The organism is Pseudomonas sp. B3G-3 (genome assembly GCF_028640915.1).
In the GTDB taxonomy this organism is placed as follows: Bacteria; Pseudomonadota; Gammaproteobacteria; order Pseudomonadales; family Pseudomonadaceae; genus Aquipseudomonas; species Aquipseudomonas chlororaphis_I.
Genome location: NZ_JAQZAB010000062.1, coordinates 26995 through 51406, shown reverse-complemented (window position 1 = coordinate 51406; position 24412 = coordinate 26995). Strand labels below are relative to the sequence as shown.

The window sequence follows — 24412 nt, the reverse complement described above, 5'->3', positions numbered from 1 at the left end:
TAGTGGGGAGCCAAACAAACGTCAAAGCTATGACGTCAATTAGAAGTCGGATTATCTGGCAAAAGCCCCTTCTTGTGCCAGCAGACTCTGCGCGGGCTTTGAAATAGCGCTCATATAGCGACCGCCCTTTCCGGCAAACGGCTCATGCCAGGCGACCAAATGCAGCCACGGGAAGGCGCTCGCCTTGGGTTCGCTTGCGCCATGGCCCTATAATCGGGCCACTTTGTTTGTGGAGCCCGTTATGCCGAATCTACGCCTCGCCGACCTGACCGCCGAAATCGAAGCCAACGTGCGCCGTGCGTTGCTGGAAGACATCGGCAGCGGCGATATCACCGCGCAACTGATCCCGGCCGAACGCCTGGCCAAAGCCACCATCATCACCCGCGAAGCGGCGATCATCAGTGGCACGGCCTGGGTCGACGCGGTGTTCCGCCAGCTCGACCCGCGGGTCGCCGTGCATTGGCAGGTGCGTGACGGCGAGCGCGTCAGCCCCAACCAGGCCCTGTTCCACCTCGAAGGTCCGGCCCGTTCGCTGCTCAGCGGCGAACGCTGCGCCTTGAACTTCCTGCAGTTGCTGTCCGGCGTGGCCACCCGCGCGCAGTACTACGCCGATTTCGTCGCCGATACCCAGGTCAAGTTGCTGGATACCCGCAAGACCCTGCCAGGCCTGCGCCTGGCGCAGAAGTACGCGGTGACCTGCGGTGGCTGCCACAACCACCGCATCGGCCTGTACGACGCCTTCCTGATCAAGGAAAACCATATTGCCGCGTGCGGCGGCATCGCCCAGGCGATCAGCGCCGCCCACAAGATCGCTCCGGGCAAGCCGGTGGAAGTCGAAGTGGAAAGCCTGGAAGAACTCAAGGAAGCCCTGGCGGCGGGCGCGGACATCATCATGCTCGACGAGTTGAGCCTGGACGACATGCGCGAGGCGGTTCGCCTGAATGCCGGCAAGGCCAAGCTGGAAGCCAGCGGCGGGATCAATGAAAGCACCTTGCGCCCGATCGCCGAGACCGGCGTCGATTACATTTCTATCGGGGCGATGACCAAGGATGTGAAGGCGGTCGATTTGTCGATGCGCTTGAGCCTCTGACTCTTTGCGCGATACCCCAAAGAAAAACGCCAGCCCCTGAAAGGCTGGCGTTTTTGCATCAGTCGTCGATTTCGTTGAGTTCCAGGTAGTCCTTAAGGTCCATACCCAGGGCCTCGGCCACTTCTTGATGGACCTCCAGGCGCATGGCCTTGAGTTCCTCGGGCGACTCGGCCACCAACTCCAGCACAAGCTCCCACGGTTCGATGCCGCGCGACTCCGCTTCGTCCTCGAACGCCCACTGGGCCTGCTGCTTCTGCTCCTGCGGGCTCAGGTCGCTGATTTCTTCCTGCAAGGAAGGCGTGGCAGCCAGGTACTTTTCAAGGGCTACGTCAATTCTGGCTTCTTTAGGAATCATCTCGTTCTCTCTGATCATGGGAATGGAAGATGGATCTGGATCGTTGGGATCTCTTTGCCGCAAAAAAGCGCTGTGAAAGCCGATTTATCTGGCCGTGAACCATTCGGGATCATCTGAAAACCATTCAGACAGGCTGCGAATATAGGGCCTTTGTCTGCGGATGCCTACGAATCCTTACAGCGCACCGACAAAAAACCTGTCCGTTCGCTCAAGGCACTTTCATGAAAAATACGTTGTTACATTCCTCTCCCCGCCCCGTCTTCTCACTCCAGGAACAAGAAGGTAGGAACGCAGTCATAGCGATGTGCCATATCGGCACTTCACAAGGAAACCCAGTGATGTTCAGCCGCACTCAGCGTTCGTCCGCCTTCCTCGCCACCAGTCTCTCTACCCTGATCCTCAGCAGCCTGTCACTCCCCGCCCAGGCCGTCGAATTCAACTCCAGCAGCGCCTCGTACTCGGACAGGATCTCGGCCCTGCACCAGGAAGTGGACCTCAAGTTCACCGTGCGCCCCAGCGGCTTCACCGTGGACGACCTGCAAAAGCTCCAGGACGACCTCAAGAGCAGCACCGCCGAGCTGGAAAAGCTCAAGGACCTGGTCAACAGCCAGGCGCGCCTGATCGAAGAGCTCAAACGCAACACCGGCAGCAACTCCAGCTCCAACGCCAGTGAGATGAGCAACCTCAAGAAAACCACCGGCGAGCAAGCCAACCAGCTGAAAAAACTGGAAACCCAGCTTGAAGAGTTCAAGCGCAACAGCGGCTCCAGCTCCAGTTCGAGCGCCAGTGAAGTGAACAACCTCAAGCGCGTTACCAGCGACCAGGCCAGCGAACTGGACAAGCTCGGCAAACAGATCGAGGAGCTCAAGCGCGGCAGCAGTTCAAGCTCCAGCTCGAACTCCAGCGAGCTGAGCAGCCTCAAGAGTACGGTCGGAAGCCAGGCCGGTGAACTGGACAAGCTCGGCAAGCAGATCGAGGAACTCAAGCGTGGCAACAGCTCTAGCTCCAGTTCGAGCTCCAGCGAACTGAGCAGCCTCAAGAGCACGGTCAGCAGTCAGGCCGGTGAACTGGACAAGCTCGGCAAGCAGATCGAGGAACTCAAGCGTGGCAACAGCTCTAGCTCCAGTTCGAGCTCCAGCGAACTGTCTAGCCTGAAGAGCACGGTCAGCAGTCAGGCCAGCACCCTGGATAAGCTGGCCAGTCAGATCGATGACCTCAAGCGTGGCAGCAGCTCAAGCTCCAGTTCGAACTCCAGCGAGCTGTCCAGCCTCAAGAGCGAGGTCAGCAATCAGGGCCAGAACCTGGACCAACTCAAACGCAGCCTCGAGGACCTGAGAAGCAAAGTGAAGTGATTCAAGGCCAGTAAAAACGACAAAGCCCGCGCGATGCGGGCTTTGTTGTTTGTACGACTTGAGCTTGCCAATTGGTGCCCGAGACAGGAATCGAACCTGCGACCTTCGCGTTACGAGTGCGCTGCTCTACCGGCTGAGCTACACGGGCGCTGGGCTAAACCTAGCACCGAGGCCGGGGTTTTGCCATATCGCCTGCCCGGCAGGGAGCAAGGTACAAACGGCAGATAGCAAAACGCCCCGAACCAGTCGGGGCGTTTGCTTGTTCAGCTTACAACGACGGGAGCCTTAAACGCCCGAAGCCTTGGCTGCTGCTACGTCTTTGATGGACAGCTTGATACGGCCGCGGTTGTCCACGTCCAGTACCAGTACTTCCACTTCCTGACCTTCTTTCAGGATGTCGGTCACTTTCTCGACGCGAGCATCGCTCAGCATGGAGATGTGAACCAGACCGTCTTTGCCAGGCAGGATGTTGACGAATGCGCCGAAGTCGACGATGCGCTCAACCTTACCAACGTAGATCTTGCCGATCTCGGCTTCCGCGGTGATGCCCAGAACGCGCTGACGCGCGGCTTCTGCGGCTTCCTTGGTTTCGCCGAAGATCTTGATCGAGCCGTCGTCTTCGATGTCGATCGAAGCCTTGGTCTCTTCGCAGATCGCACGGATGGTCGCGCCGCCTTTACCGATGACATCACGGATTTTGTCGGTGTCGATCTTCATCGCGATCATGGTCGGAGCGTTGGCCGACAGCTCGGTACGCGACTGGCCAATGATCTGGTTCATCTGGCCGAGGATGTTCAGGCGAGCTTCCAGGGCCTGGCCCAGGGCGATCTCCATGATTTCTTCGGTGATGCCTTTGATCTTGATGTCCATCTGCAGCGCGGTGACGCCTTTGGCGGTACCGGCTACCTTGAAGTCCATGTCGCCCAGGTGGTCTTCGTCACCCAGGATGTCGGTCAGAACGGCGAATTTCTCGCCTTCTTTAACCAGGCCCATGGCGATACCGGCAACCGGCGCCTTCATCGGCACACCAGCGTCCATCAACGCCAGGGAAGCACCGCAAACGGAAGCCATGGAGCTGGAACCGTTGGACTCGGTGATTTCCGATACTACGCGGATGGTGTAAGGGAACACGTCGGCGGCTGGCAGCATGGCCTGAACCGAACGACGGGCCAGACGGCCGTGACCGATTTCACGACGACCAGCGCCACCCATGCGACCACACTCGCCCACCGAGAACGGAGGGAAGTTGTAGTGCAGCATGAAGGGGTCTTTTTTCTCGCCTTCCAGGGTGTCCAGCAGCTGTGCGTCACGGGCGGTACCCAGGGTCGCGACGACCAGGGCCTGAGTCTCGCCACGGGTGAACAGCGCCGAACCGTGGGTCTTCGGCAGAACGCCGACTTCGATGTTCAGCGGACGTACGGTGCGGGTGTCGCGACCGTCGATACGTGGCTTGCCGTTGACGATGTTTTCGCGAACGGTGCGGTATTCGATTTCACCGAAAGCGGCTTTGACGTCGGCAGCGGAAGGCTGGCCTTCTTCGCCGGACAGCTTGGCGACGACCTGATCTTTCAACTCGCCCAGGCGAGCATAACGGTCGGCCTTGACGGTGATGGTGTAGGCCTGGGAGATCGCTTCGCCGAACTCGGCGCGGATAGCGCCCAGCAGGTCGGTGGCTTCTGGAGCAGGAGCCCAGTCCCAGGTTGGCTTGGCGGCTTCGGCAGCCAGCTCTTTGACGGCCTGGATAACAGCCTGGAATTCGTCGTGGGCGAACAGTACGGCGCCCAGCATCTGGTCTTCGGTCAGCTCTTTGGCTTCCGATTCAACCATCAGTACCGCTTCTTCGGTACCGGCTACGACCATGTCCAGACTAGATGCCTGAAGCTGCTCGTAAGTCGGGTTCAGCAGGTAGCCGGTGCTTTCGTGGAACGCAACGCGGGCAGCGCCGATCGGACCGTCGAAAGGAATGCCGGAGATGGCCAGCGCAGCCGAGGTACCGATCATCGCAGCGATGTCCGGATCGGTCTTCTTGCTGGTGGAAACCACGGTGCAGACAACCTGCACTTCGTTCATGAAGCCTTCTGGGAACAGAGGGCGGATCGGACGGTCGATCAGACGCGAGGTCAGGGTCTCTTTCTCGGAAGGACGGCCTTCACGCTTGAAGAAACCGCCAGGGATCTTACCGGCAGCGTAAGTCTTTTCCTGGTAGTGAACAGACAGAGGGAAGAAACCCTTGCCTGGATCGGCTTGCTTGGCGCCAACCACGGTCACCAATACGCTGACGTCGTCGTCAACGGTGACCAATACTGCGCCGGAGGCCTGACGGGCGATACGGCCAGTCTCGAGGGTAACGGTCGACTGACCGAACTGGAATTTTTTGATTACCGGGTTCACGGTGTCCTACCTTCTTTGTGGCTCTTGGGGGAACTGGTTTCTTGCGAAATTCTTGGGCAATCCCGGGAATCGGCCCGGCCTTTATTGTCCAGGTAAAACTACTGTCCAGATAAAACTTGAGGCTGGGAGCCTGCCATGCGCCTGCGGGAAACCCACTGACGCACGGCAAACAACCAACCTCTAGCGCAATCGCTGATTAGCGACGCAGACCCAGGCGACCGATCAGAGCGCTGTAGCGGCTCAGGTCTTTGCCTTTCAGGTAGTCCAGCAGCTTACGACGCTGGTTAACCATGCGGATCAGACCACGACGGGAGTGGTGGTCTTTACCGTTGGCCTTGAAGTGACCTTGCAGTTTGTTGATGTTGGCGGTCAGCAGTGCAACTTGCACTTCTGGCGAACCAGTGTCACCAACAGCTTGCTGGTAGTCGGTTACGATTTGAGCTTTTTCTTCAACGCTGAGTGCCATTTGGCTTTCCTCTCAAAAGGCAACGTTCCAAGGAACGCCACCAACAGGCCAGGGACAAATCCCTGTATCTATAAATGAGCTGTGACCGTGCCTGTTAACAGCCACCCTCTCCAGCCTGCTGTTACACAGGCTGGTTTCCGGTCATTCCGACCGAATCAGTCGACGCGGCGCGATGCGCCCGTCTTCGCTCACTTCACCGATACCGATAAAGCGACCGTTGTGATCCTGTACCCGCACCATGCCGAACTTCGGCGCATCGGGAGCGCGTACCGGCTGGCCGTTGAGCCAGTAGAACGCGCTGTGCTCGGAGAACTGCAGCAGTGGCCAATCCAACAGGCCGCTGTCCGATGGCATCAGGAAGCGATCCACTGCTTCGTTGCCGCCTTCGGCATGTACCGCCTCAAGCTCTTCCAGCGTGACGGTCTGGGCCAGACTGAAAGGACCGGCCTGGGTGCGACGCAGTTCCGCGACGTAAGCACCGCAACCCAGCTTCTCACCGATATCCTCCACCAGGGTCCGGATATAGGTGCCTTTGCTGCAGTCCACCGCTAGCCGCGCAGTATCGCCTTCAAAGGCCAGCAATTCCAAGCGCGCAATAGTAACAGAACGCGCCTCGCGCTCCACCACTTCGCCTGCACGGGCCAGCTTGTAAAGTGGCTGGCCATCACGCTTGAGGGCCGAGTACATCGGTGGTATCTGGCTGATTTGCCCGCGAAATTCCGGCAACACCGCTTCAATATCGGCGCGACCAACGGTCACTTCGCGAGTCTGCAGGACTTCACCCTCGGCATCGGCCGTGGTGGTGGTCTTGCCCAACTGCATGAGGGTTTCGTACCCCTTGTCGGAATCGAGCAGGTATTGCGAGAACTTGGTCGCCTCGCCAAAGCACAACGGCAACACGCCGGTGGCCAGGGGATCGAGGCTGCCGGTGTGCCCGGCCTTTTCGGCATTGAGCAACCAGCGGACTTTCTGCAGCGCCGCGTTGGAGGTGAACCCCAGCGGCTTGTCGAGCAGGATGATACCGCTGACGTTACGACGGATACGCTTGACCTGAGCCACCGCTTACTCCTTGGCGTCTTCGGGTTCAGCGGCGTGCTGGCTGTCTTCGGCCACGGCGCGCTCGATCAGGGCCGACAGATGCGCGCCCCGTACGACGCTTTCGTCGTAGTGGAAGTGCAGCTGTGGAACGCTGCGCAACTTCATTTCGCGAGCCAGCTGCATGCGCAGGAAGCCGGCGGCCGAGTTGAGCACCTTGATGCTCTGGGCGATATCGTCAGCGTTGTCCTGGCCCATCACGGTGATGAAGATCTTGGCGTGACCGACGTCACGGCTGACTTCAACGGCGGTGATGGTGACCAGGCCGACGCGCGGATCTTTGACTTCACGACGGATCAGCTGAGCGAGCTCACGCTGCATCTGGTCGCCGATACGTTGGGTACGGCTGTATTCTTTTGCCATGTCTTGTTACCTGTTGCTGCCTGGCGGTGAAACCCGCAAGGTCTGAAAGCGGCAAACGCCCGGCCTGACAGAAGCCAGACCGGGCGTTGCGTTTAGAGTCCGGACGATGCGCCGTGCATTTGCATGCGACTGGCCATCATGGCTCTTGAAGTGCGCGAGTTAGAGGCTGCGAGCAACCTGAACCTTCTCGAAGACTTCGATCTTGTCGCCGACTTTGACGTCGTTGTAGCTCTTCACGCCGATACCGCATTCCATGCCGGCACGTACTTCGGAAGCGTCGTCCTTGAAGCGGCGCAGGGATTCCAGCTCGCCTTCGAAGATAACGATGTCTTCACGCAGTACACGGATTGGACGGTTACGGTGAACGACACCCTCGATCACCATGCAACCGGCGATCGCGCCAAACTTCGGCGAACGGAATACGTCACGAACCTCGGCAACACCCAGGATGTTCTCCCGAACGTCGCTGCCCAACATACCGGTCAGGGCTTTCTTGACGTCTTCGATGATGTCGTAGATCACGTTGTAGTAACGCATATCCAGACCTTCCTGCTCGACGATCTTGCGAGCGCCGGCATCGGCACGCACGTTGAAGCCGAACAGTACAGCGTTGGAAGCCAGGGCCAGGTTGGCGTCGCTTTCGGTGATACCACCGACGCCGCCGCCGACTACGCGCACTTGCACTTCGTCGTTGCCCAGGCCGTTCAGAGCGCCTTGCAGAGCTTCCAGCGAACCACGGACGTCGGATTTGAGGACGATGTTGAGCGTCTTCTTCTCTTCCTGGCCCATGCTTTCGAAGATGTTTTCCAGCTTGCCGGCGTGAGCGCGAGCCAGTTTGACTTCGCGGAACTTGCCTTGACGGAACAGAGCCACTTCACGGGCTTTCTTCTCGTCGGCAACCACGCTCATCTCGTCTCCAGCGTCCGGGGTACCGTCCAGGCCGAGGATCTCGACCGGAATGGCCGGACCTGCTTCCTTGATCGGTTTGCCGTTCTCGTCGAGCATGGCGCGCACGCGGCCATAGTTCGAGCCGACCAGCACCATGTCGCCTTGACGCAGGGTACCGTCCTGAACCAGTACGGTCGCCACCGGGCCACGGCCCTTGTCGAGACGCGATTCAACCACGACACCACGGCCAGGAGCCGAAGGCGTGGCGGTCAGTTCGAGCACTTCGGCCTGCAGCAGTACGGCTTCGAGCAATTCGTCGACGCCGGTACCCATCTTCGCGGAAACCGGAACGAATGGAGTGTCGCCACCCCAGTCTTCGGAAGTCACGCCGTGAACCGACAGTTCGCTACGGATGCGATCGAGGTCGGCACCCGGCTTGTCGATCTTGTTCACCGCGACTACCAGAGGTACGCCAGCCGCCTGGGCGTGCTGAACGGCTTCAACGGTCTGCGGCATCACGCCGTCGTCCGCTGCAACCACCAGGATCACGATGTCGGTCGCCTTGGCACCACGAGCACGCATGGCGGTAAACGCGGCGTGACCCGGGGTGTCGAGGAAGGTGACCATGCCGCGTTCGGTTTCAACGTGGTACGCACCGATGTGCTGGGTGATGCCGCCGGCTTCGCCAGCTGCGACCTTGGCACGACGGATGTAATCGAGCAGCGAGGTCTTACCGTGGTCAACGTGACCCATTACGGTCACTACCGGCGCACGAGGAACCGCTTCACCTTCGAACTTCAGGGACTCGGCCAGGGAATCTTCCAGGGCGGTGTCGCTGATCAGGGTCACTTTGTGGCCCAGCTCTTCAGCAACCAGCTGGGCAGTTTCCTGGTCCAGTACCTGGTTGATGGTGGCCGGGGTGCCCAGCTTGAACATGAACTTGATGATTTCGGCAGCCTTGACCGACATCTGCTGGGCGAGATCGCCAACAGTGATGGTTTCGCCGATCTTCACTTCACGAATGACAGGGCCAGTCGGGCTCTGGAAGCCGTGAGCGTTACGCTTCTTCAGCTTGGCCTTGCCGCGACCACCACGACGGAAGCCATCGCTTTCTTCGTCGGTAGTACGTGGGGCAACGCGTGGAGCCGGAGCCTTTTCCTTGACGGAAGCACGATGCGGAGCGTTTTTACGCTCGCCATCGCCACCACGACGGTTGTCGTCGTTACGGCTCTTGTCCGGACGACGCTGCTCGTCCTTCTTGCGTACTTCAGCGACCGGCGCTGGAGCGACAACAGGGACGTCTTCAACAATCGGCTCGGCAACCACTGCAGGTGCAGCGACCGCTTCAACGGCAGCAGGTTGCGCAGCAGCAGGCTGGCGACGCGCTTCTTCTTCGGCGCGACGCTTGGCTTCTTCTTCAGCCTTCTGACGTGCAGCATTTTCTACTGCGCGACGTTCTTCCAGTTCACGCTGGCGCTCGGCTTCAATTTCTTCCGGGCTGCGTTGTACGAAGACTTTCTTCTTGCGTACTTCAACGCTGATACTTTTGCTGCCGGCAACACGCAGGGTGCTGGTGGTTTTACGCTGCAAAGTGATCTTGCGCGGTTCTTCCACTTTCACCTTGTGGCTGCTCTTCAAGTGAGTCAGCAACGATTGCTTCTCACTGTCGGTCACATGTTCCTCGGCGGCGGTGTGCGGCAGACCTGCCTCACGCATCTGCTGCAACAGGCGCTCTACCGGTGTTTTGACCTCATCGGCCAGTTGTTTCACCGTGACTTGCGTCATGCACTTCTCTCCTCAGGCCGCGCCTATTACTCGAACCAATGGGCTCGGGCGGCCATGATCAACTTGCCGGCACGATCATCGTCAATGCCGTCGATGTCGAGCAGGTCGTCAATAGACTGCTCGGCCAGGTCTTCGCGGGTAATTACGCCGCGCACCGCCAGTTCCATCGCCAAATCCTTGTCCATACCCTCAAGCGAGAGCAGGTCTTCGGCCGGATGGGCGTCTGCCAGCTTTTCCTCAGTAGCGATGGCTTTAGTCAACAAGCGATCCTTGGCACGAGCGCGAAGCTCGTTGACGATGTCTTCGTCAAAGCCGTCGATGTTGAGCATTTCTTCCAACGGTACGTAGGCAATCTCTTCCAGGCTGGTGAAGCCTTCATCAACCAGCACCTGTGCCAGCTCTTCATCGACTTCCAACTCTTCGATGAAGTTGCGCAGGATGTCGCCGGTTTCAGCTTGCTGCTTAGCCTGGATGTCCGATTCGGTCATCACGTTCAGGGTCCAGCCAGTCAACTGGCTAGCCAGACGCACGTTCTGACCACCGCGACCGATGGCCTGAGCCAGATTGTCTGCGCCAACGGCGATGTCCATGGCATGGGCATCTTCGTCGACGATAATTGCCGCGACTTCGGCCGGCGACATGGCGTTGATCACGAACTGCGCCGGGTTGTCGTCCCACAGGACGATATCCACACGCTCACCGCCCAACTCACCGGAAACGGCCTGGACGCGCGAACCGCGCATACCAATGCACGCACCCTGAGGGTCAATGCGCTTGTCTTTGGAACGGACCGCGATCTTGGCGCGCGAACCCGGATCACGGGAAGCGGCCATGACTTCGATCAGGCCTTCGGCGATTTCCGGCACTTCGATACGGAACAGCTCGATCAACATTTCCGGCGCGGTACGCGACAGGATCAGCTGCGGGCCGCGGTTCTCGGTGCGGATTTCCTTGAGCAGCGCGCGAAGACGCACGCCAACCCGGAAAGTCTCGCGGGAGATGATGTCTTCACGGGCCAACAGCGCTTCGGCGTTGTTACCCAGGTCGACGATCACGTTGTCGCGGGTCACTTTTTTCACGGTGCCGGAGATGATTTCACCCAGGCGCTCGCGATAAGCGTCAACGACTTGAGCGCGCTCGGCTTCGCGGACTTTCTGCACGATGACCTGTTTGGCGGTCTGCGCAGCAATGCGGCCGAACTCGATCGATTCGATCTTTTCTTCGACGACATCACCGACCTTGGCGCCCGGATGGGTTTCCTGGACCTTGCTCGGCCAGGTTTCCACGGCCGGATCGTCCAGATCGGCTTCCTCGACTACCGTCCAGCGACGGAAAGTCTCGTAAGCACCGGTGTGGCGATTGATTTCCACACGCAGATCGACTTCGTCCTCGAAACGCTTTTTGGTAGCAGTGGCCAGAGCCAGCTCCAGCGCTTCAAAAATTACGCTTGCCGGTACACCCTTTTCATTGGATACCGACTCAACAACCAGCAGTACTTCTTTGCTCATCGTACGCCTCGCCTTTCGCAAGCCATTGGATCCGCGGGATCCGCGTCTCAGTCAAAACTGGGAATTATGTGGGCCTTGTCGATCATGTCGATCGGCAACAGGAACTCATGGTCTTCCACCTGCACCACGACGTCCTGCTCCTCCACCCCGCGGAGAAGGCCCTGAAAATTACGCCGACCTTCAAAAGGCGAGCGCAGCTTGATCTTCACTTGTTCACCGACATACTTGGCAAACTGTTCAAGGGTGAACAGCGGGCGTTCCATGCCAGGAGAGGAAACTTCAAGGGTGTATTCAACGGAGATCGGATCTTCGACATCCAGAACGCCGCTGATCTGACGGCTGACGATGGCACAGTCGTCCACCAGCACACCGCCTTCTTTATCGATATAAACGCGCAACAGTGAGTGGCGACCTTGAGCCGAAAACTCGATACCCCAGCATTCATAGCCAAGGGCCACGACCACCGGGGCCAACAAGGCCTGCAACTGTTCTAGCTTGCTCGACACCTGAACCCCCTCGTGCATGCTTGTGCAAATAAAAAATGGGCGAAGCGCCCATCCCGGAAACGCCGTTGAATAGCGGCGTTATAAAGTGTCCAGCTAACAAAAAGCCCCTGAAAAGGGGCTCCGCTAAAACTGGTTGCGGGGGCCGGATTTGAACCGACGACCTTCGGGTTATGAGCCCGACGAGCTACCAGACTGCTCCACCCCGCGACAAAGCTGGGGCGGAAGTATACGACCGATCCCTTTTTGGGTCAATGTAACCTTCCACCTACAAGAAAGCCCGCAACAGCGGGCTCTCCTGATAATTGGTACCGAGAAGGGGACTCGAACCCCTACACCCTATGGGCACAACCACCTCAAGGTTGCGTGTCTACCAATTCCACCACCTCGGCATAGACTACGTTACTGCGTGAAACTCTTCTTACTTCTGCTCTTGAGCTGGAGGTACGTCAGTCGCATTGGTTGCCGACTTTTGCTCTTGGAGCACCGGGACATCATCAGAAGCCGGTTTTTGCTTTGGCGCTTCAAGCACCGCTGGATCTGGCAAACCTACTTGAGTCAGCTCGTGAGCTTTCTCTTTAGCAAAGTAACCTAACCCCAAGCTGGTTATGAAAAAACCTGCGGCAAGTATAGCAGTAAACTTACTAAGAAAGGTAGAGGAACCTTGGCTTCCGAACACAGTATTTGAAGCACCTGCTCCGAAAGACGCGCCAGCGTCCGCACCTTTACCCTGCTGCAGCAATACCAGAGCTACTACGCCCAGCGCACCCAGCAGATGAAAAACGACTACGACTGTTTCCAGCATTTTTTCAGTTTCCCGCGGCGCGACAGATCGCACCGAACTCATCTGCATTCAGGGAAGCTCCACCAATGAGCCCCCCATCGATATCCGGCATGCCGAACAGTTCGACCGCATTGGCCGCCTTCACGCTGCCGCCGTATAGAAGCCGCACACCTCGTGCCACTTCAGAATTCTCTGCCGCCAACTGCGCCCGAATGGCTGCGTGCACATCCTGAGCCTGTTGCGGCGAAGCAGTCAGCCCGGTACCAATGGCCCAGACCGGCTCGTAAGCGATAACGGCATTGGCAAACGCACCAACACCCAACTCTTCGATGATGCTGCCCAGCTGACGCCCGACAACCTCAAGAGTCTTCCCGGCCTCGCGCTGCTCGAGGGTCTCCCCTACGCACAAGACCGGTGTCAAACCACAAGCCTGTGCCGCTGCGAATTTGCGATTCAGCGTACCGTCACGCTCACCCATCATCAGGCGACGCTCGGAGTGCCCAACCAGCACCAGGGAACAACCTGCATCCACCAGCTGACTCGGAGCAATTTCTCCTGTCAGCGCACCTTGCATGGGCTCCACCGCAGAGTTCTGCGCGCCGACCGAAATCGACTTGCCTTTCAAGCCATCAATCACTTGATTGATATACAAGCAAGGCGGGAATACCGCGACATCAACACCGCTAGGCAAGGCCAGATGACGCAGGCCATTGATCAGCTCAGCGACGCTGGCGCGGGTACCGTGCATCTTCCAGTTACCAGCTACCATAGGGCGACGCATGCTGTACCTCGTCGGTCAAAGTGGGCGCAGATGTTACCCAACCGCATCAACACTGGCAAGCCGAAATCAGGCAGAAACTTCCGCAACCAGTTTTGCCAGTTCGTCAGCATAGCCACGGACCTGGACTTCATCGTCGCCCTCAACCATGACGCGAACCAAAGGCTCGGTGCCCGACTTGCGCAGCAACACCCGGCCACGCCCAGCCATCGCGGTAGTGACGCGCGCGCAGGCCTCTTTCACAGCCGGATGCTCGACGGGATTGGCTCCGCCACCAAAGCGCACATTGACCAGAATCTGCGGGCACTTGCGCAGCGCCTGACGCGACTGCGCCAGCCCTTCATCACGTCGTTTCAGCGCCATCAACACCTGTAGGGCGGCAATGATCGCATCGCCCGTGGTGGTATGTTGGAAGCACACGATATGGCCGGAGTTTTCACCACCTACCAGCCATTGGCGCTCAAGCAGCTCGGCAATGACATAGCGGTCACCAACGTTGGCACGCACGAATGGGATCCCCAGGTCAGCCAAGGCCAGCTCGAGACCCAGATTGCTCATCAAGGTACCGACCACGCCACCCTGCAGCTTGTTACGCGCGTGCAGGTCCCGAGCGATGATAAACAACAGTTCGTCGCCGTCGACGATGGCACCTGTATGGTCGACCATCAGTACCCGGTCGCCATCACCATCAAAGGCGATACCCAGATCGGCGTGCTCGGCCAATACCGCAGCCTGCAATTGCTCCATATGAGTGGAGCCGCAATTGTCGTTGATGTTCAGGCCGTTAGGCTGCGCAGAGAGCACCACCACCTCGGCACCCAATTCACGGAAAACGCTTGGCGCTACCTTGTAGGTTGCGCCATGAGCACAATCGACCACGATCTTCAGCCCAGCAAAGCTGGTACTGGATGGAACGCTGCTCTTACAAAACTCGATATAACGGCCCGAGGCGTCATTGATGCGGGAGACCTTGCCCAGCTTGCTCGACTCCACCACAGCCATCGGCGTGTCCAACAACTCTTCAATCATCAACTCGACTTCATCCGGGAGCTTAGTACCTTCACCCGAAAAGAACTTGATGCCGTTGTCGTCGTGAGGATTATGTGACGCACTGATCACGATCCCTGCCTCGGCATGGAAAGTACGGGTCAGATAGGCGATGGCAGGAGTAGGCATCGGGCCCAACAACATTACATCCGCCCCTGCAGCAGACAGGCCCGCCTCAAGCGCGGACTCAAACATATAGCCGGAAATACGCGTGTCCTTACCCACCAGCACGCGACAGGCACCCATACTGCGGAAGGCCATTCCTGCAGCCCAACCCAGTTTGAGCATGAAATCGGGGGTAATAGGGTACACACCCACACGACCGCGAATGCCGTCGGTGCCAAAGTATTTCTTGCTCATAAGTGCTCCATCATTCTTATTCGGCTGATTCCACAGCTGTAATCATCCGCACGACATCCAGCGTCTCGGCCACATCATGGACCCGCAGGATCTTTGCGCCTTTAGACATTGCCAGAGCGGCAAGAGCCAACCCGCCATACAGGCGTTCTCCGACAGGACGGTTCAATGCCTGACCTATCATGCTCTTTCGTGAAACTCCGACCAGCAGAGGTCGACCAAGGGCATGCAGGGCGTCCATATGCTTGAACAGGCTCAAGTTGTGCTGCAGGGTCTTCGCGAAACCAAAACCTGGATCCAGAATGATCCGTTCCGGCCCAATACCCACTGCAGCGCACTGAGCCATACGCTCAGCCAGGAACTCACCCACTTCCTTGGTTACATCCCGATACTGCGGATTGTCCTGCATATCGCCTGGCTCACCGAGCATATGCATGAGGCAAACCGGTAAGCCTGTGGCCGCCGCCGCATCCAGCGCGCCATCCCGTCGCAACGAACGGACATCATTGATCAACCCCGCCCCTAGGCGCGCAGTTTCGCGCATGACCGCAGGCGTGGAGGTATCGACCGAAATAATGACATCCAGTTCACGATGGATGCGCTCGACGATAGGCGCTACGCGCTCCAGCTCTTCAAGCGGCGATACCGCCCGCGCACCAGGACGAGTGGACTCGCCCCCCACATCGATGAGCGTCGCGCCCGCCTGCATCATGCCCTCGGCATGGCGCAAGGCAGCATCCAGCTGGCTGAAGCGGCCACCATCGGAAAAGGAATCGGGAGTTACATTCAGAATGCCCATGACATGCGTATGGGCCAAATCAAGAACCCGGTTGCCGCAAGGCAACCGGGTCGAGGACGACATAGAAGTCATTTCAAACCTTAGTGGTCAGCAGCCGGGCCGCCGATCGGTGTTTCTGGACGTTCATTCTGCACCACCGGAGGCGTGGTACCCGAACCACCCTCCCAATCGCGAGGCTCGCGAGGGGTACGACCAGCCATGATGTCGTCGATCTGCTCGGCATCGATGGTTTCATACTTCATCAAGGCATCGGCCATCGCATCCAGCTTGTCGCGATTATCCGTGAGGATCTGCTTAGCGGTGCCATAGCACTGGTCGATGATGCTACGAACTTCGGAGTCGATCAGCTTGGCGGTTTCCGCAGACAGGCTTGCATGCTGGCTGCCAGCACTGCGCCCCAGAAAGACCTCGCCCTCTTCTTCGGCGTACATCAACGGGCCCAGCTTTTCGGACAGCCCCCATTTGGTCACCATGTTCCGTGCAATCTGACTGGCGCGCATGATGTCGTTGGAAGCACCGGTAGTTACACCGTCAAAGCCCAATGTCATTTCTTCAGCGATACGACCGCCGTACAGCGAGCAGATCTGACTGATCAGCGCTCGCTTGGACAGGCTGTAGCGATCCTCTTCCGGCAGGAACATGGTCACGCCCAGAGCCCGACCGCGCGGGATGATCGAAACCTTGTAGACCGGATCGTGCTCAGGCACTACGCGACCGACGATGGCATGGCCAGCTTCGTGATAAGCAGTGTTCTGCTTTTCCTTCTCGGACATGACCATGGACTTGCGCTCCGCGCCCATCATGATCTTGTCTTTTGCCAGCTCGAACTCTTTCATCTCGACGATGCGCTTGCCGCTACGGGCAGCGAAGAGCGACGCCTCGTTCACCAGGTTGGCCAGGTCAGCACCAGAGAAGCCAGGTGTACCACGAGCGATCACCGCCGGGGCGACATCCTCACCCATTGGCACTTTACGCATGTGAACTTTCAGGATCTGCTCACGACCACGAATATCCGGCAGACCGACCACGACCTGACGGTCGAAGCGACCAGGGCGCAGCAACGCCGGGTCCAGTACATCAGGACGGTTGGTGGCGGCAATGACAATGATGCCGTCGTTCATTTCAAAGCCATCCATCTCGACCAGCAACTGGTTGAGAGTCTGCTCGCGCTCATCATGACCACCACCCATGCCGGCACCACGATGGCGACCGACAGCATCGATTTCGTCGATGAAGATGATGCACGGAGCATGTTTCTTGGCCTGCTCGAACATATCGCGAACGCGGCTGGCACCTACACCAACGAACATTTCGACGAAGTCGGAACCGGAAATGGTGAAGAACGGAACCTTGGCTTCACCGGCGATAGCCTTGGCCAGCAAGGTCTTACCGGTACCCGGCGGGCCAACCATCAGCACCCCACGAGGAATACGGCCACCCAGACGCTGGAACTTGCCTGGATCGCGGAGGAATTCAACCAACTCGCCCACTTCTTCCTTGGCCTCGTCGCAACCTGCGACATCCGCCAGGGTAGTTTTCACCTGGTCTTCGGACAACAGGCGCGCCTTGCTCTTGCCAAAGCTCATCGGCCCGCCCTTGCCACCGGCACCGCCCTGCATCTGCCGCATGAAGAACATGAAGACGGCGATGATCACCAGAATCGGGAAGCTGGCGACCAGCAATTGGGTCCAGATGCTTTGCTGCTCAGGCTGCTTGCCTTCGACGACCACATGGTTATCCACCAGGTCACCGATCAGACCGTTGTCCTGAATCGCAGGACGAATGGTCTTGAAGCTATCGCCATCGTTGCGCTTGCCGGTAATCACATAACCATCAACGGCTACGCGCTCGACCTTGCCATCCTTAACTTGCTGGATAAAGTCGGAATAGTTGAGGGTCTGCGGCTCGTTAGGACTGGAGAAGTTGTTCATCACCGTCACCAGGACAGCCGCGATGATCAACCACAGGATCAGATTCTTTGCCATATCGTTCAATTAACTACCCTCTGAAGCAAGCTCCGCTGCTGGCGCGCGCTTCGCATGATATTCACCGACCTAACTTACTACATTACCTACAGCTCTGGCAGGCGCTGTCTGTAACCCTTTGTGAAACCCAGATTACACAATATTCGCTTAAGCCTCCGGGGCGAAATACGAAAAAACTATCAACCCGGTCAAAACCAACCTTTACTCGATACGCCCGCGAAAGCCACGTCCCAGCAGATATTGCTCGCGAGAACGATCACGGGAAGAACTCGGTTTGCGCATCACTACCTTGTCGAACATCTTGCGAACGTTCTTGTGGTATTCGTCGAAACCTTCTCCCTGGAAAATCTTTATCAGGAAGTCACCACCGGGACGAAGAACCCGCCCCGCCAAATCAAGTGCCAACTCGCACAGAAACATCGCCCGCGGCATATCTACGGCAGGCGTACCACTCATATTGGGGGCCATATCGGAAATCACAAGGTCCACCTGGGAATTTCCGACTGCCTCGAGGATTTGAGCCAACACTGCGTCTTCGGTGAAGTCGCCCTGAATAAAGGTGACATCAGGGATGCTGTCCATTTCCAGGATGTCGGAAGCGATCAGCCTCCCCTGTCCACCGATCAGACGACTGGTCACCTGCGACCAGCCTCCTGGCGCCGCGCCCAGGTCGATTACGCTCATGCCCGGCCGGATCAAACGATCCTTTTCCTGGATTTCCAGCAATTTGTAGCTGGCACGCGAACGGTACCCATCTTTTTGCGCCATTTTGACGAACGGGTCGTTGAAGTGCTCTTTCAGCCAGTTATGGCTTGTTTTGGAACGGGCCACGGGCCACCTCAAAAAATAAAACGGGTCGTGATTAACTGGGCGGTCCCGGACGCGCTCGGGTAAACTGGCCGCCGCTTTTTACAAGATCAGACGCAGGGGTCAGATTATGCCGCTCACTCAAGAGCAGAAGAAACAGTACAAATCCATTGGCCACCATCTGAAACCAGTATTGACTGTGGCTGACAACGGTTTGACCGAAGGTGTGTTGGCCGAACTTGAACGCGCCTTGAGCGATCATGAGCTGATCAAGATCAAGCTCAACATCCTCGAACGCGAGTCCCGCCTGGAAGCCATTGCAGAACTGTGCAAGGCCGGCAAAGCGGATCTGGTGCAGGTCATCGGCAAAATGGCGTTGATTTATCGCAAGAACGCCAAGGTAAACAAGCAACTGTCCAACGTCCATCGCTTCCACTGACGTCGACAGGGGTCAAGGGCGTGCTTCGCGCGCCCTGCCACTCCATCCAGGCACCGGTTGCAATACCAGCACCAGGCCGGAAAAACCCAAGACAAGATAGCTGAACAGTTGCCAGCGCTCGACATCCGACAGCCCGAAGCGCACCACGAAATACATCGTGCACGCACATAGCGCCATCAACAGCAACTGCCCTCGCATATCCCGCCACAGGCTCGCCAGCCCTTCAGCACGTACCAATACCAGCATCTGAAGAACGATGCATACCGCTGAAAAACCAACCAGCAGCGCACTCAGCACATTGCCGATCTCTTCGATCAGCAGCGGCGCCAGGCCAATCTGGCCCAGCACCGGCAATAAGCCGACATGCAATAACCACACACCACCAACCCACAACATCTGGGTCAGTTGCCAAAGCATGGCGCCTGCATTCAGCAGGCGCCCTCGTTCAGATGTGGCGGACTTCGACAATCTCGTACTCGATCACGCCGCTAGGCGTTTTAACGGCAACCACATCACCCTCTTCCTTGGCGATCAAGGCACGGGCAATGGGCGAACCTACAGAGATCTTTCCGAGCTTGATATCAGCCTCATCCTCACCAACGATCTGGTAAGTGACGCTTTCATCGGTTTCGACGTTGGCGATTTCGACGGTAGTGCCGAAAATCACCTTGCCTGTATGGGGAATGCTCGTCACATCGATGACAACCGAGTTTTGCAGGCGGCCTTCAATGTCACGGATCCGCGCTTCAACCATTCCCTGCTCCTCACGGGCAGCATGGTATTCAGCGTTTTCCTTGAGGTCACCGAGTTCACGGGCCTCACCGATGGCCTGGCTCAAGCGTGGCCGCTCGACCTTGCTGAGGAACGTCAACTCTTCTTCCAGGGCCTTGGAGCCCTGGACGGTCATTGGGTATTTATTCATGCCTTCAATCCTGCATGTAGATCCTGCAAGCGGCGCACGGTCTTTTCCGGACCGAACTTGAGCGCTTCACAGATGGCCTCGCCCGCAGCAATGGTAGTGGTGCAGTAGATCTTGTGCTGCAAGGCGTTACGACGAATGGAGTAAGAGTCGGCGATCGACTGACGACCTTCGGTGGTGTTGATGATCAGCGTGACTTCGTCATTCTTGATCATGTCGACCACGTGCGGACGACCCTCGGTCACCTTGTTCACGCGGCGCACCTTCAGGCCTGCCGCTTCGATCAGCTTGGCAGTACCGGCAGTGGCGACCACTTCGAAGCCCAAGTTGATCAGATCACGAGCCACGCCCGCAACCAGCGGCTTGTCGTCGTCGCGAACGCTGATGAACGCGGTACCGCCGGTCGGCAGCACTTCGCTGGCGCCCATCTGGGCCTTGGCAAAGGCTTCACCGAAGGTGTCACCGACGCCCATCACTTCACCGGTCGACTTCATCTCTGGGCCGAGGATCGGGTCGACGCCCGGGAACTTGGCGAACGGGAACACCGCTTCCTTGACGCTGTAGAAGTTAGGAATGATTTCCTTGGTGAAGCCCAGCTCTTTCAGGGTCTTACCCGCCATGACACGCGCGGCGATCATTGCCAGGGAGACACCGATGCACTTGGAAACGAACGGCACGGTACGGGAAGCACGCGGGTTCACCTCGATGACGTAGATCTGCTCGCCCTGCAGGGCCAGCTGTACGTTCATCAGGCCAACCACACCCAGCTCCAGCGCCATCTTCTTGACCTGCTCACGCATCTCGTCCTGGATGTGCGCCGGCAGCGAGTACGGCGGCAGCGAGCAAGCGGAGTCACCGGAGTGCACGCCAGCCTGCTCGATGTGCTGCATGATCGCGCCGATCACCACATCCTTGCCGTCGCAGACCGCATCCACATCCATCTCGATGGCGCAGTTGAGGAAGTGGTCCAGCAGCACCGGGCTGTCGTTAGACACTTGTACCGCTTCACGCAGGTAGCGCTTGAGCTCTTCTTCTTCGTAAACGATTTCCATCGCCCGGCCGCCCAGCACATAGGACGGACGCACCACCAGCGGGTAGCCGATCTTGGCCGCGGCACGAATCGCTTCGTCTTCGCTACGCACAGTGGCGTTTGGTGGCTGACGCAGGTTCAGGCGCTCGACCATCTGCTGGAAGCGCTCACGGTCTTCGGCACGGTCGATGGCGTCAGGGCTGGTACCGATGATCGGCACGCCGGCCGCTTCCAGGGCACGCGCCAGCTTCAACGGAGTCTGGCCACCGTACTGGACGATCACGCCTTTTGGCTTCTCGACGCGGACGATTTCCAGCACGTCTTCCAGGGTCACCGGCTCGAAGTACAGGCGATCGGAAGTGTCGTAGTCGGTGGAAACGGTTTCCGGGTTGCAGTTGACCATGATGGTTTCATAACCATCGTCACGCAGCGCCAGTGCCGCGTGCACGCAGCAGTAGTCGAACTCGATGCCCTGACCAATGCGGTTCGGACCGCCGCCCAGGATCATGATCTTGTCGCGCCCCGAAGGCGCTGCCTCGCACTCTTCCTCATAGGTCGAGTACAGGTAGGCGGTATCGGTGGCGAACTCGGCGGCGCAGGTGTCGACGCGCTTGTAGACCGGGAACACTTCCAGCTTGTGGCGGTGGGTACGCAGGTTCTTCTCGGTCACGCCCAGCAGCTTGGCCAGACGCTGGTCGGAGAAGCCTTTGCGCTTGAGGCGGAACATCAGGTCGCGGTCGATGGCCGACAGGCCCAGAGTCTTGACCTTCTCCTCTTCCTTGATCAGATCTTCGATCTGCACCAGGAACCAAGGGTCGATCATGTTCATGCCGAAGATCTGCTCGACGGTCATGCCGGCACGGAAGGCGTCAGCCACGTACCAGATGCGCTCGGCGCCCGGCACGGTCAGTTCGCGCTTGAGCACGTTCATGCTTTCCGGGTTGCTCAGGTCGAGCTTCGGATCCAGACCGCAGACACCCACTTCCAGGCCGCGCAGTGCTTTCTGCAGGGACTCCTGGAAGGTCCGGCCAATGGCCATTACTTCACCCACCGACTTCATCTGAGTGGTCAGGCGAGCGTCAGCCTTGGCGAACTTCTCGAAGGCGAAGCGTGGCAGCTTGGTCACGACGTAGTCGATGGACGGCTCGAAGGACGCCGGGGTCTTGCCGCCGGTGATGTCGTTCGACAGTTCGTCCAGGGTGTAACCCACAGCCAGCTTGGCCGCGACCTTGGCAATCGGGAAGCCGGTGGCTTTCGAAGCCAGGGCCGAAGAACGGGATACCCGTGGGTTCATCTCGATCACCACCATGCGGCCAGTGTTCGGGCAGATGCCGAACTGGACGTTGGAGCCGCCGGTTTCCACGCCGATCTCGCGCAGTACCGCCAGGGAGGCGTTACGCAGGATCTGGTATTCCTTGTCGGTCAGGGTCTGTGCTGGAGCCACGGTGATCGAGTCACCGGTGTGCACGCCCATCGGGTCGAAGTTCTCGATCGAGCAAACGATGATGCAGTTGTCCTTTTTATCGCGGACCACCTCCATCTCGTACTCTTTCCAGCCGATCAGCGATTCGTCGATCAGCAGTTCCTTGGTCGGCGACAGGTCCAGGCCGCGGGCGCAGATCTCTTCGAACTCTTCACGGTTGTAGGCGATACCGCCACCGGTGCCGCCCATGGTGAAGGACGGACGGATGATGCACGGGAAGCCCAGCTTTTCGAGAACCGCATTGGCCTCGTCCATGCTGTGGGCGATACCGGAGCGCGGGCACTCCAGGCCGATCGCCTTCATCGCGGTGTCGAAGCGCGAACGGTCTTCAGCCTTGTCGATGGTGTCGGCATTGGCGCCGATCATTTCCACGCCGAACTTCTCCAGAACGCCTTCGCGCTCCAGGTCCAGGGCGCAGTTCAGCGCAGTCTGGCCACCCATGGTCGGCAGCAGAGCGTCCGGACGCTCTTTCTCGATGATCTTGGCAACGGTCTGCCACTTGATCGGCTCGATGTAGGTGGCGTCGGCCATGGCCGGGTCGGTCATGATGGTCGCCGGGTTGGAGTTCACCAGGATGACCCGGTAACCCTCTTCGCGCAGGGCCTTGCAGGCCTGGGCGCCGGAGTAGTCGAATTCGCAGGCCTGGCCGATCACGATCGGGCCAGCGCCGAGAATCAGGATGCTTTTAATGTCTGTACGTTTTGGCATGGGTTGTCACTCAAATCCGCAGGTCAGTCGGCAAGCCGTCTTGATCAAATCTCTGAAGCGCTGAAGGGGCCGCCGAGGCCGGGGCCACCTTCAGGGGCGAGCACTCAGCGTCGCTTGGCCATCTCGTTGATGAAACGATCGAACAGCGGCGCCACATCGTTCGGGCCCGGGCTCGCTTCAGGGTGGCCCTGGAAGCTGAATGCGCTCTTGTCGGTCAGCTCGATGCCTTGCAGGGTGCCGTCGAACAGCGACTTGTGGATCGCCCGCACGTTGCCCGGCAGGGTGGCTTCGTCCACCGCAAAACCGTGGTTCTGGCTGGTGATCATCACCACACCGCTGTCCAGGTCCTGGACCGGGTGGTTGGCGCCGTGGTGGCCGTGGCCCATCTTCACTGTCTTGGCGCCGGCGGCCAGTGCCAGCAGTTGGTGGCCCAGACAGATACCGAAGACCGGAATCTCGGTCTCCAGCACGTCCTTGATCGCCTGGATGGCGTAATCGCAAGGCTCGGGGTCGCCAGGGCCGTTGGACAGGAACACACCGTCAGGCTTGAGCGCCAGCGCTTCGCTGGCCGGGGTTTGCGCAGGCACCACGGTCACGCGGCAACCGCGTTCGACCAGCATGCGCAGGATGTTCAGCTTGACGCCGTAGTCGTAGGCAACCACGTGGTAAGGCAGCTCGGAAGCTTCGATGGTCGGATGACTGTCGGTCTTCAGGTTCCAGACACTGGAGCGCCACTCGTAGCTTTCCTTGGTACTGACGACCTTCGCCAGATCCATGCCTTTCAGGCCCGGGAAGCCGCGTGCAGCGGCAATCGCCGCTTCGTCGGAGATATTGTCGCCGGCCATGATGCAGCCGTTCTGCGCACCTTTCTCGCGCAGGATGCGCGTCAGGCGACGGGTGTCGATACCGGCGATTGCCACGACATTGTTGGCTTTCAGGTAGTCGGACAGGGACAGGGTGTTACGCCAGTTGCTCGCAACCAGAGGCAGGTCGCGAATCACCAGACCGGCCGACCAGACACGATCGGACTCGGCGTCTTCCGGCGTGGTGCCGGTATTGCCGATATGCGGGTAAGTCAGGGTAACGATCTGTTGGGCGTAGGAAGGATCGGTAAGGATTTCCTGATAGCCGGTCATTGCGGTGTTAAACACCACCTCACCAACGGTTTGACCGTCGGCTCCAATGGCTTCGCCGCGAAAAATGCTGCCATCAGCAAGGGCGAGTATGGCTGGCTTAGTCAAGAAGACCTCCCGTAAATAAAGCCTGAAAGGGCGATCGCAGGTTGTAAAAAAGCGGAGTGACGTATGGACACGTCACCCCGCTTCTTCACCGAATTATTCTGCGCGCTTTTAGTGGACACACTAAAGCTGTAGCTTACAGAAAAAGGCTTTTTTGGTCCACCGCTAAAGAGCCTTAAAGGCAGAGGAATGCGACAGAACATCGCTTAGCGGGTAAAAACAGGGCTCAAGCGCGAAGCCTG

The 24412-nt window shown here is 58.6% G+C and carries 21 protein-coding genes and 3 tRNA genes; 3 read left to right on the top strand and 21 right to left on the bottom strand.

The genetic code is table 11. From position 1 onward, the window contains the following. Positions 1-241: 241 nt before the first annotated feature. Positions 242-1090 (top strand): carboxylating nicotinate-nucleotide diphosphorylase, encoded by an 849-nt coding sequence (gene nadC / locus PVZ80_RS03765; RefSeq protein WP_009046940.1) that lies wholly within the window; start codon positions 242-244, stop codon positions 1088-1090. A 58-nt stretch (positions 1091-1148) separates the two neighbouring features. On the opposite strand, the gene PVZ80_RS03760 is transcribed toward nadC, so the two are convergent. Beyond that, complete coding sequence (locus PVZ80_RS03760) at positions 1149-1445, bottom strand: DUF6388 family protein (protein WP_028681642.1); 297 nt, start codon at positions 1443-1445, stop codon at positions 1149-1151. Positions 1446-1783: 338 nt separating this feature from the next. Here PVZ80_RS03760 and PVZ80_RS03755 point away from each other — a divergent pair, with 338 nt between their 5' ends. Beyond that, positions 1784-2797: a hypothetical protein gene (locus PVZ80_RS03755; protein WP_273863438.1), complete on the top strand. Its 1014-nt coding sequence runs from the start codon at positions 1784-1786 to the stop codon at positions 2795-2797. A gap of 72 nt (positions 2798-2869) precedes the next feature. Here PVZ80_RS03755 and PVZ80_RS03750 read toward each other — a convergent pair. The 16 genes from PVZ80_RS03750 to rlmE all read right to left on the bottom strand — a co-directional run bounded on the left by PVZ80_RS03750 (position 2870) and on the right by rlmE (position 18377). Then, positions 2870-2945 (bottom strand) — tRNA-Thr (locus PVZ80_RS03750). A 137-nt stretch (positions 2946-3082) separates the two neighbouring features. Further along, positions 3083-5188 carry a polyribonucleotide nucleotidyltransferase gene (gene pnp, locus PVZ80_RS03745; protein ID WP_009046937.1) on the bottom strand — a complete coding sequence of 702 codons (2106 nt, stop codon included), beginning with the start codon at positions 5186-5188 and terminating at the stop codon, positions 3083-3085. A 196-nt stretch (positions 5189-5384) separates the two neighbouring features. Next, complete coding sequence (gene rpsO, locus PVZ80_RS03740; protein ID WP_009042128.1) at positions 5385-5654, bottom strand: 30S ribosomal protein S15; 270 nt, start codon at positions 5652-5654, stop codon at positions 5385-5387. A 141-nt stretch (positions 5655-5795) separates the two neighbouring features. Beyond that, entirely contained in the window at positions 5796-6713 is a 918-nt protein-coding gene (gene truB / locus PVZ80_RS03735) for a tRNA pseudouridine(55) synthase TruB (protein ID WP_007920884.1), read from the bottom strand. Positions 6714-6716: 3 nt separating this feature from the next. Continuing rightward, on the bottom strand, positions 6717-7112 hold the full coding sequence (rbfA, locus tag PVZ80_RS03730; protein ID WP_009046936.1) for a 30S ribosome-binding factor RbfA: 396 nt from the start codon (positions 7110-7112) through the stop codon (positions 6717-6719). Between the two features lie 159 nt (positions 7113-7271). Further along, positions 7272-9785, bottom strand: coding sequence for a translation initiation factor IF-2 (gene infB / locus PVZ80_RS03725; RefSeq protein ID WP_273863437.1), 2514 nt, complete (start codon positions 9783-9785; stop codon positions 7272-7274). 26 nt (positions 9786-9811) lie between these two features. Further along, a complete protein-coding gene (nusA, locus tag PVZ80_RS03720) occupies positions 9812-11293 on the bottom strand; it encodes a transcription termination factor NusA (protein WP_009046934.1) in 1482 nt (493 codons plus the stop codon). Between the two features lie 47 nt (positions 11294-11340). Further along, positions 11341-11799, bottom strand: coding sequence for a ribosome maturation factor RimP (gene rimP / locus PVZ80_RS03715; protein ID WP_007920877.1), 459 nt, complete (start codon positions 11797-11799; stop codon positions 11341-11343). Between the two features lie 130 nt (positions 11800-11929). Beyond that, positions 11930-12006, bottom strand: a tRNA-Met gene (locus PVZ80_RS03710). 96 nt (positions 12007-12102) lie between these two features. Further along, positions 12103-12188: transfer RNA gene (locus tag PVZ80_RS03705), tRNA-Leu, on the bottom strand. A gap of 29 nt (positions 12189-12217) precedes the next feature. After that, a complete protein-coding gene (gene secG / locus PVZ80_RS03700; RefSeq protein WP_009042126.1) occupies positions 12218-12601 on the bottom strand; it encodes a preprotein translocase subunit SecG in 384 nt (127 codons plus the stop codon). Between the two features lie 4 nt (positions 12602-12605). Continuing rightward, positions 12606-13361 carry a triose-phosphate isomerase gene (tpiA, locus tag PVZ80_RS03695; RefSeq protein WP_016701663.1) on the bottom strand — a complete coding sequence of 252 codons (756 nt, stop codon included), beginning with the start codon at positions 13359-13361 and terminating at the stop codon, positions 12606-12608. Between the two features lie 66 nt (positions 13362-13427). Beyond that, positions 13428-14765 (bottom strand): phosphoglucosamine mutase, encoded by a 1338-nt coding sequence (gene glmM, locus PVZ80_RS03690; protein ID WP_273863436.1) that lies wholly within the window; start codon positions 14763-14765, stop codon positions 13428-13430. 16 nt (positions 14766-14781) lie between these two features. After that, on the bottom strand, positions 14782-15633 hold the full coding sequence (gene folP, locus PVZ80_RS03685) for a dihydropteroate synthase (RefSeq protein ID WP_009046931.1): 852 nt from the start codon (positions 15631-15633) through the stop codon (positions 14782-14784). Positions 15634-15641: 8 nt separating this feature from the next. Beyond that, the gene (gene ftsH, locus PVZ80_RS03680) at positions 15642-17546 is read right to left on the bottom strand and encodes an ATP-dependent zinc metalloprotease FtsH (RefSeq protein ID WP_009046930.1); all 1905 of its coding nucleotides are present in this window, start codon (positions 17544-17546) and stop codon (positions 15642-15644) included. Positions 17547-17747: 201 nt separating this feature from the next. Beyond that, positions 17748-18377 (bottom strand): 23S rRNA (uridine(2552)-2'-O)-methyltransferase RlmE, encoded by a 630-nt coding sequence (rlmE, locus tag PVZ80_RS03675; protein WP_007920869.1) that lies wholly within the window; start codon positions 18375-18377, stop codon positions 17748-17750. A 106-nt stretch (positions 18378-18483) separates the two neighbouring features. On the opposite strand from rlmE, the gene PVZ80_RS03670 reads away from it, so the two are divergent. Then, positions 18484-18792, top strand: coding sequence for a YhbY family RNA-binding protein (locus PVZ80_RS03670; RefSeq protein WP_007920867.1), 309 nt, complete (start codon positions 18484-18486; stop codon positions 18790-18792). 12 nt (positions 18793-18804) lie between these two features. Here PVZ80_RS03670 and PVZ80_RS03665 read toward each other — a convergent pair whose 3' ends face one another. From PVZ80_RS03665 to carA, 4 genes are all read right to left on the bottom strand, one after another. Then, positions 18805-19209 carry a hypothetical protein gene (locus PVZ80_RS03665; protein WP_016701662.1) on the bottom strand — a complete coding sequence of 135 codons (405 nt, stop codon included), beginning with the start codon at positions 19207-19209 and terminating at the stop codon, positions 18805-18807. Between the two features lie 28 nt (positions 19210-19237). Beyond that, positions 19238-19714 carry a transcription elongation factor GreA gene (greA, locus tag PVZ80_RS03660; protein ID WP_009042122.1) on the bottom strand — a complete coding sequence of 159 codons (477 nt, stop codon included), beginning with the start codon at positions 19712-19714 and terminating at the stop codon, positions 19238-19240. After that, positions 19711-22932 carry a carbamoyl-phosphate synthase large subunit gene (gene carB / locus PVZ80_RS03655; protein WP_007920860.1) on the bottom strand — a complete coding sequence of 1074 codons (3222 nt, stop codon included), beginning with the start codon at positions 22930-22932 and terminating at the stop codon, positions 19711-19713. The genes greA and carB overlap by 4 nt, the downstream gene beginning before the upstream one ends. A gap of 104 nt (positions 22933-23036) precedes the next feature. Then, positions 23037-24173: a glutamine-hydrolyzing carbamoyl-phosphate synthase small subunit gene (gene carA / locus PVZ80_RS03650; protein ID WP_009046927.1), complete on the bottom strand. Its 1137-nt coding sequence runs from the start codon at positions 24171-24173 to the stop codon at positions 23037-23039. Positions 24174-24412 lie beyond the last annotated feature (239 nt).